This window comes from Pseudomonas batumici (genome assembly GCF_000820515.1).
Classification (GTDB): domain Bacteria; phylum Pseudomonadota; class Gammaproteobacteria; order Pseudomonadales; family Pseudomonadaceae; genus Aquipseudomonas; species Aquipseudomonas batumici.
Window position 1 is genome coordinate 33,960 of record NZ_JXDG01000008.1, and the last position, 13,556, is coordinate 47,515.

At 61.8% G+C, this 13,556-nt stretch carries 13 protein-coding genes; 9 read left to right on the forward strand and 4 right to left on the reverse strand.

What is annotated here, in order from left to right:
- Positions 1-3: 3 nt before the first annotated feature.
- The gene (locus tag UCMB321_RS04135) at positions 4-1,698 is read right to left on the reverse strand and encodes a lactate permease LctP family transporter (protein ID WP_040064087.1); all 1,695 of its coding nucleotides are present in this window, start codon (positions 1,696-1,698) and stop codon (positions 4-6) included.
- A 262-nt stretch (positions 1,699-1,960) separates the two neighbouring features.
- Here UCMB321_RS04135 and UCMB321_RS04140 point away from each other — a divergent pair, with 262 nt between their 5' ends.
- Positions 1,961-2,728, forward strand: coding sequence for a GntR family transcriptional regulator (locus UCMB321_RS04140; protein ID WP_040064089.1), 768 nt, complete (start codon positions 1,961-1,963; stop codon positions 2,726-2,728).
- A gap of 127 nt (positions 2,729-2,855) precedes the next feature.
- Here the strand turns inward: UCMB321_RS04140 and smpB are convergent, their stop codons facing one another.
- The gene (smpB, locus tag UCMB321_RS04145; protein WP_040064091.1) at positions 2,856-3,338 is read right to left on the reverse strand and encodes an SsrA-binding protein SmpB; all 483 of its coding nucleotides are present in this window, start codon (positions 3,336-3,338) and stop codon (positions 2,856-2,858) included.
- A 128-nt stretch (positions 3,339-3,466) separates the two neighbouring features.
- On the opposite strand from smpB, the gene UCMB321_RS04150 reads away from it, so the two are divergent.
- Together UCMB321_RS04150 and UCMB321_RS04155 are read left to right on the forward strand one after the other, a co-directional pair.
- Positions 3,467-3,901, forward strand: coding sequence for a type II toxin-antitoxin system RatA family toxin (locus UCMB321_RS04150; RefSeq protein ID WP_040064093.1), 435 nt, complete (start codon positions 3,467-3,469; stop codon positions 3,899-3,901).
- The gene (locus UCMB321_RS04155) at positions 3,894-4,208 is read left to right on the forward strand and encodes an RnfH family protein (RefSeq protein WP_040064094.1); all 315 of its coding nucleotides are present in this window, start codon (positions 3,894-3,896) and stop codon (positions 4,206-4,208) included. The genes UCMB321_RS04150 and UCMB321_RS04155 overlap by 8 nt, the downstream gene beginning before the upstream one ends.
- 45 nt (positions 4,209-4,253) lie before the next feature.
- Here the strand turns inward: UCMB321_RS04155 and UCMB321_RS04160 are convergent, their stop codons facing one another.
- The gene (locus tag UCMB321_RS04160) at positions 4,254-4,781 is read right to left on the reverse strand and encodes an outer membrane protein assembly factor BamE (protein WP_040064096.1); all 528 of its coding nucleotides are present in this window, start codon (positions 4,779-4,781) and stop codon (positions 4,254-4,256) included.
- Positions 4,782-4,878: 97 nt separating this feature from the next.
- Between UCMB321_RS04160 and fur the strand changes: the two genes are divergently transcribed.
- Entirely contained in the window at positions 4,879-5,286 is a 408-nt protein-coding gene (fur, locus tag UCMB321_RS04165) for a ferric iron uptake transcriptional regulator (RefSeq protein WP_040064097.1), read from the forward strand.
- A gap of 98 nt (positions 5,287-5,384) precedes the next feature.
- Here the strand turns inward: fur and recN are convergent, their stop codons facing one another.
- Positions 5,385-7,058 (reverse strand): DNA repair protein RecN, encoded by a 1,674-nt coding sequence (gene recN / locus UCMB321_RS04170; protein WP_040064099.1) that lies wholly within the window; start codon positions 7,056-7,058, stop codon positions 5,385-5,387.
- A 241-nt stretch (positions 7,059-7,299) separates the two neighbouring features.
- Here recN and grpE point away from each other — a divergent pair, with 241 nt between their 5' ends.
- The 5 genes from grpE to carA all read left to right on the forward strand — a co-directional run bounded on the left by grpE (position 7,300) and on the right by carA (position 13,507).
- A complete protein-coding gene (gene grpE / locus UCMB321_RS04175; RefSeq protein ID WP_040064101.1) occupies positions 7,300-7,866 on the forward strand; it encodes a nucleotide exchange factor GrpE in 567 nt (188 codons plus the stop codon).
- Positions 7,867-7,965: 99 nt separating this feature from the next.
- Positions 7,966-9,885, forward strand: coding sequence for a molecular chaperone DnaK (gene dnaK / locus UCMB321_RS04180; protein WP_040064103.1), 1,920 nt, complete (start codon positions 7,966-7,968; stop codon positions 9,883-9,885).
- 194 nt (positions 9,886-10,079) lie between these two features.
- Positions 10,080-11,204, forward strand: a complete 1,125-nt coding sequence (dnaJ, locus tag UCMB321_RS04185; RefSeq protein WP_040064105.1) for a molecular chaperone DnaJ — start codon at positions 10,080-10,082, stop codon at positions 11,202-11,204.
- A gap of 10 nt (positions 11,205-11,214) precedes the next feature.
- Positions 11,215-12,021, forward strand: coding sequence for a 4-hydroxy-tetrahydrodipicolinate reductase (gene dapB / locus UCMB321_RS04190; protein WP_040064107.1), 807 nt, complete (start codon positions 11,215-11,217; stop codon positions 12,019-12,021).
- Between the two features lie 349 nt (positions 12,022-12,370).
- Complete coding sequence (carA, locus tag UCMB321_RS04195; RefSeq protein WP_040064109.1) at positions 12,371-13,507, forward strand: glutamine-hydrolyzing carbamoyl-phosphate synthase small subunit; 1,137 nt, start codon at positions 12,371-12,373, stop codon at positions 13,505-13,507.
- Positions 13,508-13,556 lie beyond the last annotated feature (49 nt).

The window sequence follows — 13,556 nt, forward strand, 5'->3', positions numbered from 1 at the left end:
ACTTTAGTGCACCAGCATGCCGGTGAAGATATAGCCCTGGAGCAGGGTGATCAGGCCGACAATCGTGGCGAAGAACAGGCTGTGCTTGAGGGTGAAGCGGAACAGATCCGACTCCTTGCCCACCAGGCCGGTGGCGGCGCAGGCCACGGCGATCGATTGCGGCGAGATCATCTTGCCGGTCACGCCGCCGGTGGTGTTGGCCGCCACCAGCAGGATGTCGTTGACCCCGATCTGGTGCGCCGTGGTGGCTTGCAGCGAGCTGAACAGGGCGTTGGAGGAGGTGTCGGAACCGGTGAGGAACACGCCCAGCCAGCCGAGGAACGGCGAGAAGAACGGGAACGCTGCGCCGGTCGCGGCCAGGACCAGGGCCATGGTCGAGGACATGCCCGAGTAGTTGGTGACGAAGGCGAAGGCCAGCACCATGCCGATGGACAGGATCGGCCAGCGCAGCTCGTAGAAGGTCTCTTTCAAAGTGGTCAGACCAGTTTTGATGCTGATCTTCAGGATCAGCATCGACACCAGCGCCGAGAAGAAAATCGCCGTGCCGGTGGCTGCGATCGGGTCGAGCTTGAAGACGGCCGGAATCGCGGTGGGCGTGGCGACGATCGGCGCGGTCTTGATCACCAACTGATCCAGGTGCGGGATGGCGAAGTTGAACACGCTGCTGTACATCGCGCCGCCGGTGGCGAACATCGCCTTGAACGACTTCAGGGTCCAGATCGTCACCAGCACGGTGAGGATCAGGAACGGCGACCAGGCCTTGAGGATCTGCCCCAGGTTGTAGGGCGAGGCGAGGCTGCTGCGTGGCTGGCCGAAACCGCCGACACTGGCGGTGACCGTCGCGCCCGAGGTGGCGCCGGCGAGCTGTGCGCCCGCGGTGCGCTTGGGTTGCCAGACTTTCAGGAACAGGGTCAGCGAGACCAGGCTGACCAGTGCCGAGGTGATGTCCGGCAATTCCGGGCCGATGAAGTTCGAGGTGAAGTACTGGGTCACGGCAAAGCTCAGGCCCGCCACCAGGGCGGCCGGCCAGGTTTCCCGCACGCCGCGCAGGCCGTCCATCATGAACACCAGCCAGAACGGCACGAACAGCGACAGCAGCGGCAGTTGGCGACCGGCCATGGCGCCGATCTTGAACGCGTCGAGGCTGGTGACCTGGCCCGCGACGATGATCGGGATGCCCAGGGCGCCGAAGGCCACCGGTGCGGTGTTGGCGATCAGGCACAGGCCGGCGGCGTAGAGCGGGTTGAACCCCAGGCCCACGAGCAGGGCGGCGGTGATTGCCACGGGAGCACCGAAGCCGGCGGCACCTTCCAGGAAGGCACCGAAGCAGAAGCCGATCAGCAGCACCTGCAGGCGTTGGTCATCGGTAATCGACAGCACCGAACTGCGGATGATTTCGAACTGGCCGCTCTTGACCGTCAGTTTGTAGAGGAACACCGCCGCGACGATGATCCAGGCGATGGGCCACAGGCCATAGGCGAAACCATAACCGGCAGCGGCGAGCGCCATGTCGGCCGGCATCTTGAAGGCGAAGATCGCCACCAGGATCGCCAGGACGAGGGTGATGCTGCCCGCCACATGCCCCTTGAGGCGAAACACCGCCAGGGCCAGGAAGAAGAACACGATGGGAATCACGGCCGCGAGAGCGGACAGGCCGAGGCTGCCGAGCGGGCTGTAGAGCTGTTGCCAGGTTTGCATAGTGGGGTGGCCCCTAATTGTTGTTGGTCAGGCACTGATCGATGATTTGGATAATTGGTAATACCAATTTACAATCGCCGGACGCTAGGTTAAAAGCCTTGTTGGTGATGTGTCAATTTGTCGCCCTGAAACTTTCGTCTGAGAGGTGTTCGGCGCCAGGGCTGAGCAGGTGATTTATGTCGTGCCTGGCAGGTGCTGGCGGCGTCTCTATAGGCCAGAATAGGCGGTCCCGGCGAGGGTTCGGGATCGTGAGGAGTGAGTAATGGGGTTTGATCAGATTCGTCAGCGCCGTTTGTCTGACGATATTGTCCAGCAGCTTGAGGAGATGATCCTCGAGGGCACGCTCAAGGCCGGTGAGCGGCTGCCGGCCGAGCGTGCGCTGGCCGAGCAGTTCGGTGTCTCACGCCCGTCGCTGCGCGAGGCGATCCAGAAGCTGGTGGCCAAGGGGCTGCTGGTCAGCCGTCAGGGTGGTGGAAATTATGTGGTGGAGTCGCTGGGGTCGACCTTCAGCGATCCGTTGTTGCATCTGCTGGAAAGCAATCCGGACGCCCAGCGCGATCTGCTGGAGTTTCGCCATACTCTGGAAGCTTCCTGCGCTTATTACGCGGCGTTGCGCGCGACCGAGGTGGATCGGGAGCGCTTGCGCGTGGCCTTCGAGCGGTTGCAGAGCTGCTACGGGCGGGCGGACGAAGTGAGTCGGGCGGAGGAGGGGGCGGCGGACGCGAGTTTTCACCTGGCGATTGCCGAGGCGAGTCATAACGCGGTGTTGCTGCATACCATCCGTGGCTTGTTCGACCTGCTCAAGCGCAATGTGGTGACCAATATCGGCGGCATGTACAAGCAGCGCAGCGAAACCCGGGACATGCTGATCAGCCAGCATCGCGAGCTGTACCTGGCGATTATCGAGGGGCGTGCGCAGGATGCGCGGGAAGTGTCCAGCCGGCACATTCTGTATGTGCAGGAGGTGCTGGAGGAGGTGCGTCAGGAAGTGCAGCGGGTGGCACGGGCGGAGCGGCGCAAGGGATTGTAGGGCTGTCTCGACCTGTGGGAGCCGGCTTGCTGGCGATTGCGATGGAGAATGTGGCACCGCTATCGCTGGCAAGCCAGCTCCTACAGGGGGGGGCGCGTTGACCGGTATCTACAGGTCGCCCTCGGGCTCAGTCTTCCTTGCCCTTGTTGCGCACGGCGCGCTGCAAGTCCCGGTTGGCATCGCGCTCGCGCTCGGTATCGCGCTTGTCGTATTCCTTCTTGCCCTTGCCCAGGGCAATCTCGCACTTGACCAGGTGCTTGCTCCAGTACAGCGACAGGCAGACACAGGCATGGCCTTTCTGCTGCACAGCCGCGAATATCTTTTCCAGCTCGCGCTGGTTGAGCAGCAGCTTGCGCGTGCGCGTCGGGTCGGCAATGACGTGGGTGCTGGCGGTGGTCAGCGGTGTGAAATGGCTGCCGAACAACCAGGCCTCACCGTCCTTGAGCAGCACATAACTGTCGACCAGCTGTGCCTTGCCTGCACGTAGACTCTTTACTTCCCAGCCGGCCAGGACCAGACCAGCCTCGAACCGTTGTTCGACGAAGTAATCGTGGCGCGCCTTTTTGTTTTGCGCGATGGTCCCTGTGGGGTGTTTCTTCTGTTTAGCCATAGGGGCGGCATTATAGGGAGTTGCGCGTCACTCGGCTACGGTGAAGCTGTGTGCTTGAGCGCGTAGGATGAATCCCGGACAATGCGCCCACTTTTTGTTTGCCGCCCAGCCGTGGAATCAACGCTGACATGACGACCCATATTCAACGTTCGGCCTTGCTGCCTTATCCGGCACAGGCGCTTTATGACCTGGTGAACGACGTGGCGCGTTACCCGGAATTTCTCCCGTGGTGCTCGGCGGCCCAGGTGCTGGAAAGCTCGGATGTGCTCATGCGCGCCACGCTGACGGTGGCCAAGGGCGGTTTGAGCCAGCATTTCGTCACCCGCAATACGCTGGTGCCAGGGCAGTCGATTGAAATGAACCTGGATGAAGGTCCGTTCAATCAACTGCACGGCATCTGGGTGTTCAAGCCCCTGGGGGCGAAGGCCTGCAAGATCAGCCTGGACATGACCTTCGATTACGCTGGGCCCATCGTGCGGGCAACCCTGGGGCCGCTGTTCAACCAGGCGGCCAATACCCTGGTGGATGCCTTCTGTCAGCGGGCCAAGCAGCTCCATGGTTGAGTCATTGATCGCGATAGAGGTGGTCTACGCCGATGTCGGGCGTCAGCGTCTGCAGAGGGTTTCGGTGCCGGCGGGGACGACGTTGCGGGCGGCGGTGCGCCTGTCGGGGATCGGCGAGCAATTTCCCGAGCTGGATGTGCTGGGCTGTCCGCTGGGGATTTTCGGCAAGCTGATTGCCGATGCGGATACCCGCGCGGTTGAGGTGGGTGACCGCATCGAAATCTATCGCCCCTTGCTGGCCGATCCCAAGGAGGTCCGGCGCCTGCGTGCGGAGAAAGCGGCCAGGGCCAAGGCGCAAAACCTGTAGGCAGCAAAAAGCCCGGACATGCCGGGCTTTTTTGTGCCGCTTGTTTTACTGCGGTGAAGTCTCGAGCGGTGCCGGGGTCGGTACCGGTACGGTTTTCACGCTGTCGACATCTTTCTGGATCTGGTCCAGCAGCGAACCCGGCTTGACCGGCTTCTCGGGTTTCGGCTGCTCGGCGTTCTGTGCCGGCGCCGTCACCGTCGTGCCGCTGTCCTTGCCGAGAATGGCCTCGTCGCGGCTCACGCCCGGCTTGAAGTCGCCGGACAGGCTGACCAGTTGGTCGTTGCCATTGAACAGCAGGCTGATACGTTCCTGTTGGCGTTCACCGCCACCGGGTTGCAGGCTATACAGATAATCCCAGCGATTGGCGTGGAAGGTGTCAACCAGCAGCGGGTTGCCCATGATAAACCTTACTTGTTTGCGGGTCATTCCGGGGCGCAACTGGTCTATCATGTCTTGCGTGACGACATTGCCCTGTTGGATGTCGATTTTGTAAACCCCGGGGAATGAACAACCGGCGAGTGCGAGCAGTCCCACTAAGGTAAAACTGGTTAGCAACAGCTTGGTGTTTTGCATCGGTGGGCGACTTCCACTATCTTGGCTGGGACAACGTAAACCCCGATCATACCCGTATTAAGAGAAGCTGCGAAGCAGCATCGCGAGAAAGCTGACCATGGTTGAAAATAGCGAACTACGTAAAGCCGGCTTAAAAGTGACTCTGCCACGGGTCAAGATTCTGCAAATGCTCGATTCCACCGAGCAGCGTCACATGAGCGCCGAGGACGTCTACAAGGCGCTGATGGAAGCTGGTGAAGATGTAGGCCTGGCAACGGTCTACCGCGTACTGACCCAGTTCGAAGCGGCCGGGTTGGTGGTTCGCCACAATTTCGACGGCGGCCACGCGGTATTCGAGCTGGCGGACGGCGGGCATCACGATCATATGGTCGACGTGGAGACCAGTGAGGTGATCGAATTCACCAGTCCGGAAATCGAGAAGCTGCAGAAGGCGATCGCCGAAGAGCACGGTTTCGAGCTGGCGGATCACAACCTGGTGCTGTACGTGCGCAAGAAGAAAAAGTAAGGCTGTCGCGAATACAGCTTCGCAAAGCGATCAAAGGCGACCCAAGGGTCGCCTTTGTATTTTTGTTGCCTGATTTTTCCTGGCGCAGATGTCCGGGCTCAGGCTTTGGCCGTGACCACCATCTTTTTCGCGTGAGCCAGGGATTCCTTGGTCAGGTCAATGCCCCCGAGCATGCGCGCGACTTCTTCGATCCGTTCGGTCTTGCCCAGTTTCGAGACGGCCGTGCGGGTGGCATCGCTGCCGCGCATTTTATGCACGAATAGATGGTGATGCCCTTGCGCTGCCACCTGGGGCAGGTGCGTGACCGTCAGTACCTGCCCGCGTTCGCCGAGACGGCGCAGCAGTTGGCCAACGATCTCGGCGGTCGGGCCGCCGATGCCCACGTCCACTTCATCGAACACCAGCGTCGGGATGCGCGAGGTTTGCGCGGTGATGACCTGGATCGCCAGGCTGATCCGTGACAGTTCACCTCCGGAGGCGACCTTGGCCAATGCCTTGAGCGGCTGGCCAGGGTTGGCGCTGACCAGCAGTTCGACCTGTTCGAGGCCATAAGGCAGCAGCTCGCCGCCGGCGTTGGCATGCAGTTCGATGCTGAAGCGTCCACCGGGCATGCCCAGGCGCTGGATTTCCTGTTCCACGGCTCCGGCGAGGCCGGTCGCCGCCTGATGGCGCAGGTCGCTGAGCTCCCGTGCCCGCTCCTGATAATGCCGGGCATAAGCCGCCAGCTCTTCAGTGAGGCGTTCGATGGCTTCATCGTTGGCGTTGAGGGTTTCGATTTCATCCAGCAGCTTTTGCTGGAGGGTTGCCACTTCTGTCGGCTGGATACGGTGCTTGCGCGCCAGGGTGTAGATCGAGTCCAGGCGTTCCTCGAGCTGTTGCAGGCGAGCGGGGTCGGCGTCGAAGTGATCGAGGAAGCGGTTCAGTTCGCCGACGGCCTCCTCGACCTGGATCTGGGCGCTGGCCAGCAGGTTGGTGGCTTCGCCCAGGGCGCCGGAGACGTTGCTGACGCTGGACAGGCGGTTGAGGCTCGCCGTCAGGGCGTTGAGCACATTGCCCGAATCGCTCTCGCTGCACTGCTCCACCACCTGGCGGCAAATGCCGAGCAAGGCTTCGGCGTTGGTCAGGTTCTTGTGTTCCTGCTCCAGGTCCTCCAGCTCGTTTTCCCCGAGGTTCAGGTTCTCCAGCTCTTCGCGCTGATAGCTGAGCAACTGGTGGCGCGCGCGCTGTTCGTCGCCGGAGTTGGAGAGGCGCTCCAGTTCCTGGCGGGTCTGGCGCCAGCGCTGGGCCGCGAGCTGCACCTGGCGGGCGAGATCGGTGGCGCCGGCGTATTCGTCGAGCAGCCGGCGATGGGTGTCGGTCTTCAGCAGGGACTGGTGTTCGTGCTGGCTGTGGATGTCGATCAGCAGCTCGCCGAGGGCCTTGAGGTCACCCTGGGGGCAGGGCGAGCCGTTGATATAGCCGCGCGAGCGGCCTTCGGCGGTAATGACCCGGCGCAGGATGCACGGGCCGTCGTTGTCCAGGTCGCGCTCGGCCAGCCAGGCCCTGGCTTCGGGGATGTCTTCCAGGTCGAAGGTGGCGAGGATGTCGGCCTTGTCCGCGCCGGGACGGACCACGCCGCTGTCGGCGCGATCGCCCAGGGTCAGCCCGAGTGCGTCGAGCATGATCGACTTGCCGGCGCCGGTTTCGCCAGTGATTACGCTCATCCCGCGATCCAGCTCCAGATCGAGGTGTTCGACGATTGCGTAGTTGTGTACGGACAGGTGCACCAGCATGAAGGCCGCTCCCAGGCTTTAGGTATGGTTATTTATACAGTGCTTTGATTTGCGCTGACAATGCTTGCCCTTAGTTCGATTGGCTTGAATGTCGAGTTTTTTTAGCGCGATCGGTAATCTCGCCGGGCATGCCGGGAGGCGATTGCCGTGCTCCCGGCCCTTGAACCTGAAAATTGCGGCCCCATATACCGGGGCAGAAGCGCGAGTCGAGCTCGCGGACGATATTGAAAGGAGGTTTTTTATGGCTGACGAACAGACTCTGGATTCGCAAAATCAGGAAGCCGGCCCGGCCGCACAGGCCCAGGGCGACGATCTGGCCGCCCGCGTCCAGGTGCTCGAGGAGCAACTGGCGGCGGCGCAGGATCAAGGGTTGCGCGTCGCAGCCGACCTGCAGAACATCCGCCGGCGTGCCGAGCAGGATGTGGAGAAGGCGCACAAGTTCGCCCTGGAGAAGTTTTCCGGCGACCTGCTGCCGATCATCGACAGCCTGGAGCGTGGGCTGGAGTTGTCCAATCCGGACGATGAAAACATCCGGCCGATGCGCGAAGGCATCGAGCTGACCCTGAAGATGTTCCAGGACACCCTCAAGCGTTATCAGCTGGAAGCCATCGATCCGCACGGCGAACCCTTCAACGCCGCCCTGCACCAGGCCATGGCCATGCAGGAAAGTGCCGATGTCGAGCCCAACAGCGTGCTGAAAGTGTTCCAGAAAGGCTACCAGCTCAACGGTCGCCTGCTGCGCCCGGCGATGGTCGTGGTCAGCAAGGCGGTCGCTCCGGTTTCGCCGACGATCGACGAGCAGGCTTGAAATCGGTCGTAAGGCCCCCATCTACAAGTCAAGCGTTTAAGTGCTACCGCAGTTGGCCATAACCGCTGCGGCAAAAAATCAAAGTTTCGGGAGAGTGAAATGGGCAAAATTATCGGTATCGACCTGGGGACCACCAACTCCTGCGTCTCCATTCTTGAAAACGGCAAGGCCAAAGTGATCGAGAACGCCGAGGGTGCGCGCACCACCCCGTCGATCATTGCTTACGCCAACGATGGCGAAATCCTGGTTGGTCAGTCGGCCAAGCGCCAGGCCGTGACCAATCCGCATCACACCCTGTACGCGGTGAAGCGTCTGATCGGTCGCAAGTTCGACGAAGAAGTCGTTCAGAAAGACATCAAGATGGTCCCTTACAAAATCGCCAAGGCTGACAATGGCGACGCCTGGGTTGAAGTGAGCGGCCAGAAAATGGCACCGCCACAGATCTCGGCTGAAATCCTCAAGAAGATGAAGAAGACCGCCGAAGACTACCTCGGCGAGGCTGTGACCGAAGCGGTGATCACCGTTCCGGCCTACTTCAACGACAGCCAGCGTCAGGCGACCAAGGACGCCGGCCGTATCGCCGGTCTGGACGTCAAGCGCATCATCAACGAACCGACCGCAGCCGCTCTGGCCTACGGTATGGACAAGGCCAAGGGCGACCACACCGTCATCGTTTATGACCTGGGTGGCGGTACCTTCGACGTGTCCGTGATCGAAATCGCCGAAGTCGATGGCGAGCACCAGTTCGAAGTGTTGGCCACCAACGGCGACACCTTCCTCGGCGGTGAAGACTTCGACATTCGTCTGATCGACTACCTCGTCGACGAATTCAAGAAAGAAAGCGGCATGAACCTCAAGGGTGACCCGCTGGCCATGCAGCGCCTGAAAGAAGCCGCTGAAAAGGCCAAGATCGAGCTGTCGTCCGCGCAGTCGACCGACGTCAACCTGCCGTACATCACCGCTGATGCAACCGGTCCGAAGCACCTGAACGTGAAGATCTCCCGCGCCAAGCTGGAAGCGCTGGTCGAAGATCTGGTTCAGCGCACCATCGAGCCTTGCCGCATTGCAATGAAAGACGCCGGTATCGACGTCGGTTCGATCAACGACGTGATCCTGGTCGGCGGTCAGACCCGCATGCCGCTGGTGCAGAAGCTGGTGACCGACTTCTTCGGCAAGGAAGCTCGCAAGGACGTCAACCCGGACGAAGCCGTTGCCATGGGTGCTGCTATCCAGGGCGCCGTTCTGGCCGGTGACGTGAAGGACGTTCTGCTGCTCGACGTCAGCCCGCTGACCCTGGGTATCGAAACCATGGGTGGCGTGATGACCGCGCTGATCGAGAAAAACACCACGATTCCTACCAAGAAGTCGCAAGTGTTCTCGACTGCCGACGACAACCAGGGCGCCGTGACCATTCACGTCCTGCAGGGTGAGCGCAAGCAAGCCGCGCAGAACAAGTCCCTGGGCAAGTTCGACCTGTCCGAGATTCCACCGGCTCCACGTGGCGTGCCGCAGATCGAAGTGACCTTCGACATCGACGCCAACGGCATCCTGCACGTGGGTGCGAAGGACAAGGCCACCGGCAAAGAGCAGAAGATCACCATCAAGGCCAACTCGGGCCTGTCGGATGAAGAAATCCAGCAGATGGTTCGCGATGCCGAGCTCAATGCCGAGGAAGACCGCAAGTTCGAAGAGCTGGCCAGCGCCCGCAACCAGGGCGATGCCCTGGTGCACTCGACCCGCAAGATGATTGCCGATGCCGGCGACAAGGTGACCGCGGAAGAGAAAACCGCGATCGAAGCGGCCGTGGTAGCCCTGGAAGCCGCCGTCAAAGGCGACGACAAGGCGACCATCGAAGCCAAGGTCGAGGAGCTGTCCAAGGTCTCCGCGCCTGTGGCCCAGAAGATGTATGCCGAACAGGGCGCCAAGCCTGAAGCCGGTGCACAGCCTGCCCAGGAAGAAGCGCACCACAAGGATGACGTCGTCGACGCCGAGTTCGAAGAAGTCAAAGACCACAAGTAATCCACTTGTTGGTCGGCCGGTTGACTGCGCTTGAGCGGTGACTGGTAGGATGTCGCCGCGCGGGGGCTTGCTCCCGCGTTGGCGTGTCTGGAATAAGCAAATTTTTACAGCATGCGACAGCGTTCGGATGCTGATAGTAGGGGCGGGACTGTTCCAGTCGGGAGTCCCGAACATCCTCAAGAGTGCAAAGAACCATGGCAAAGCGTGATTATTACGAGGTATTGGGGGTCGAGCGCGGCTCCAGCGAGGCGGAGCTGAAAAAGGCCTACCGCCGTCTCGCGATGAAGCATCACCCGGACCGCAATCCGGATGACAAGTCATCGGAAGAGCTGTTCAAGGAGGCCAACGAGGCCTACGAAGTGCTGTCCGACTCCAGCAAGCGTGCGGCCTACGACCAGTACGGCCATGCGGGCGTCGACCCGAGCATGGGCGGTGGCGGTGCCGGCTTCGGTGGGCAGAACTTCTCCGATATCTTCGGCGACGTATTCAGTGATTTCTTCGGTGGCGGTCGCGGCGGTTCCCGTGGCGGTGCACAGCGTGGCAGCGATCTGCGCTACACCCTGGAGCTGAACCTGGAAGAGGCGGTGCGGGGTACGACCGTCAATATCCGCGTTCCGACGCTGGTCAACTGCAAGCCGTGCGACGGCTCCGGGGCCAAGAAAGGTTCTTCGCCGGTCACCTGCCCGACCTGTGGCGGTATCGGCCAGGTGCGCATGCAGCAAGGCTTCTTCTCGGTGCAGCAGACCTGCCCGCGTTGCCATGGCCAGGGCAAGATCATTTCCGATCCGTGCGATTCCTGCCATGGTCAGGGTCGTGTGGAAGAGTACAAGACCCTGTCGGTGAAGGTGCCGTCGGGCGTCGATACCGGCGATCGTATTCGCCTGTCCGGTGAGGGCGAGGCGGGGGCGCAGGGTGGTCCGACCGGCGACCTGTATGTCGTGATCAATGTGCGCGAGCACGATATTTTCCAGCGTGACGGCAAGCATCTGTTCTGCGAAGTGCCGATCAGCTTTGTCGATGCGGCGTTGGGTGGCGAGCTGGAAGTGCCGACCCTGGACGGTCGCGTCAAGTTGAAGATTCCGGAAGGCACCCAGACCGGCAAGCAGTTTCGCCTGCGCGGCAAGGGCGTTGCACCGGTGCGTGGTGGTGGCGCGGGCGACCTGATGTGTCGCGTGGCCGTCGAGACTCCGGTGCACCTGAGTCGTCGCCAGCGTGAGCTGCTGGAAGAGTTCCGTGCCTCCCTGGCTGGCGACAGCTCTCATTCGCCCAAGGCTAGCGGCTGGTTCGAAGGTATGAAGCGCTTCTTCGGCGACCTGTAAGGAGCTTGGCATGCGACGTATAGCTGTAATGGGCGCCGCCGGGCGCATGGGCAAGATCCTGGTCGAGGCGGTGCAGCAGCGTGCGCCGCTGACCGGCCTGACGGCGGCGATCGTGCGTCCCGGCAGCTCGCTGGTCGGTGCGGATGCCGGCGAGCTGGCCTCGTTGGGGCGTATCGGCGTGCCGTTGTCCGATGGCCTGGAGGCGGTGGCGGATGAGTTCGATGTGTTGATCGACTTCACGCTGCCCGAGGTGATGCTGAAAAACCTGGCGTTCTGTCGCAAGGCGGGCAAGGCCATGGTGATCGGCACCACCGGCCTGGACGCGGCGCAGAAAGCGTTGCTGGCCGAGGCGGGCAAGGACATTGCGATTGTCTTCGCGGCCAATTTCAGTGTCGGCGTGAACCTGTCGTTGAAGCTGCTGGATATGGCGGCGCGGGTGCTGGGCGATGAGGCGGATATCGAGATCATCGAGGCGCATCACCGGCACAAGATCGACGCGCCTTCGGGTACGGCGCTGCGCATGGGCGAAGTGATCGCCAAGGCGCTGGATCGCGACCTGCAGAAGGTGGCGGTGTATGGTCGTGAAGGGCACACCGGTGCGCGTGAGCGGGAAACCATCGGTTTTGCCACGGTGCGCGGCGGTGATGTGGTCGGTGATCACACCGTGCTGTTCGCTGCTGAAGGCGAGCGGCTGGAGATCACCCACAAGGCCTCGAGTCGCATGACCTTCGCCAAGGGTGCGGTGCGTGCGGCGTTGTGGCTGGAAGGGCAGGCGCCGGGCCTGTACGATATGCAGGACGTGCTTGAACTGCACTGACAGGTTTGACGCGGTACTTAACTGTAGGAGCCGGCTTGCTGGCGATGAGGCCCTGGAGCCTTGCGGTGTCTTGATGGGCGCCATCGCCAGCAAGCCGGCTCCCACATTAGAATTGTGGTGTTTTGGTCTCTGTTTCAAACCGCCTGGCGACGTCCTGTCGCATTCCCTGGCCTTTTCGGCTCATTAGCGGTGGATTAAAAAAGCCTTTTTCTGTAAGCTACAGCTTTAGTGTGTCCACTAAAAGCGCGCAGAATAATTCAGTGAACGAGCGGGGTGACGTGTCCATACGTCACTCCGCTTTTTTACAACCTGCGATCGCCCTTTCAGGCTTTATTTACGGGAGGTCTTCTTGACTAAGCCAGCCATACTCGCCCTTGCTGATGGCAGCATTTTTCGCGGCGAAGCCATTGGAGCCGACGGTCAGACCGTTGGTGAGGTGGTGTTCAACACCGCAATGACCGGCTATCAGGAAATCCTTACCGATCCTTCCTACGCCCAGCAAATCGTTACCCTGACCTACCCGCACATCGGCAACACCGGCACCACGCCGGAAGATGCCGAGTCCAATCGTGTCTGGTCGGCCGGCCTGGTCATTCGCGACCTGCCGCTGGTGGCGAGCAACTGGCGCAACACGCTGTCCCTGTCGGACTACCTGAAGGCCAACAACGTGGTGGCCATCGCCGGTATCGACACCCGTCGCCTGACCCGTATCCTGCGGGAGAAAGGCGCGCAGAACGGCTGCATCCTGGCCGGCGACAATATTTCCGACGAGGCGGCCATCGCCGCCGCGCGCGGTTTCCCGGGCCTGAAGGGCATGGACCTGGCCAAGGTCGTCAGCGCCAAGGAAGCCTACGAATGGCGTTCGACGGTCTGGGACTTGAAGACCGACAGCCACGCGACCATCGACGCCGCCGACCTGCCTTACCACGTGGTGGCCTACGACTACGGCGTCAAGGTCAACATCCTGCGCATGCTGGTCGAGCGCGGTTGCCGCCTGACCGTGGTGCCGGCCCAGACCCCGGCCAGCGAGGTCCTGGCCCTCAAGCCGGACGGCGTATTCCTGTCCAACGGCCCGGGCGATCCCGAGCCGTGCGACTACGCTATCCAGGCGATCAAGGACATCCTGGAGACCGAGATTCCGGTCTTCGGCATCTGCCTGGGTCACCAATTGCTGGCCCTGGCCTCCGGCGCCAAGACCCTGAAGATGGGTCACGGCCACCATGGTGCCAACCACCCGGTGCAGGACCTGGACACCGGTGTCGTCATGATCACCAGCCAGAACCACGGTTTCGCGGTGGACGAAGCGACCCTGCCGGGCAATGTCCGGGCGATCCACAAGTCGCTGTTCGACGGCACCCTGCAAGGCATCGAGCGCACTGACAAGAGCGCGTTCAGCTTCCAGGGTCACCCTGAAGCCAGCCCGGGCCCGAACGACGTTGCACCGCTGTTCGATCGCTTCATCAATGAGATGGCCAAGCGTCGCTGATCGCCTGGACACCCAGGGCGGCCCCGGACAACGGCGGCCCCCTCGGTGT

Bases quoted from the DNA above. Each gene is read 5' to 3' on its own strand.
- UCMB321_RS04135 (WP_040064087.1), bottom strand. From the start codon at position 1,698: ATGCAAACCTGGCAACAGCTCTACAGCCCGCTCGGCAGCCTCGGCCTG.
- UCMB321_RS04140 (WP_040064089.1), top strand. From the start codon at position 1,961: ATGGGGTTTGATCAGATTCGTCAGCGCCGTTTGTCTGACGATATTGTC.
- smpB (WP_040064091.1), bottom strand. From the start codon at position 3,338: ATGGCTAAACAGAAGAAACACCCCACAGGGACCATCGCGCAAAACAAA.
- UCMB321_RS04150 (WP_040064093.1), top strand. From the start codon at position 3,467: ATGACGACCCATATTCAACGTTCGGCCTTGCTGCCTTATCCGGCACAG.
- UCMB321_RS04155 (WP_040064094.1), top strand. From the start codon at position 3,894: ATGGTTGAGTCATTGATCGCGATAGAGGTGGTCTACGCCGATGTCGGG.
- UCMB321_RS04160 (WP_040064096.1), bottom strand. From the start codon at position 4,781: ATGCAAAACACCAAGCTGTTGCTAACCAGTTTTACCTTAGTGGGACTG.
- fur (WP_040064097.1), top strand. From the start codon at position 4,879: ATGGTTGAAAATAGCGAACTACGTAAAGCCGGCTTAAAAGTGACTCTG.
- recN (WP_040064099.1), bottom strand. From the start codon at position 7,058: ATGCTGGTGCACCTGTCCGTACACAACTACGCAATCGTCGAACACCTC.
- grpE (WP_040064101.1), top strand. From the start codon at position 7,300: ATGGCTGACGAACAGACTCTGGATTCGCAAAATCAGGAAGCCGGCCCG.
- dnaK (WP_040064103.1), top strand. From the start codon at position 7,966: ATGGGCAAAATTATCGGTATCGACCTGGGGACCACCAACTCCTGCGTC.
- dnaJ (WP_040064105.1), top strand. From the start codon at position 10,080: ATGGCAAAGCGTGATTATTACGAGGTATTGGGGGTCGAGCGCGGCTCC.
- dapB (WP_040064107.1), top strand. From the start codon at position 11,215: ATGCGACGTATAGCTGTAATGGGCGCCGCCGGGCGCATGGGCAAGATC.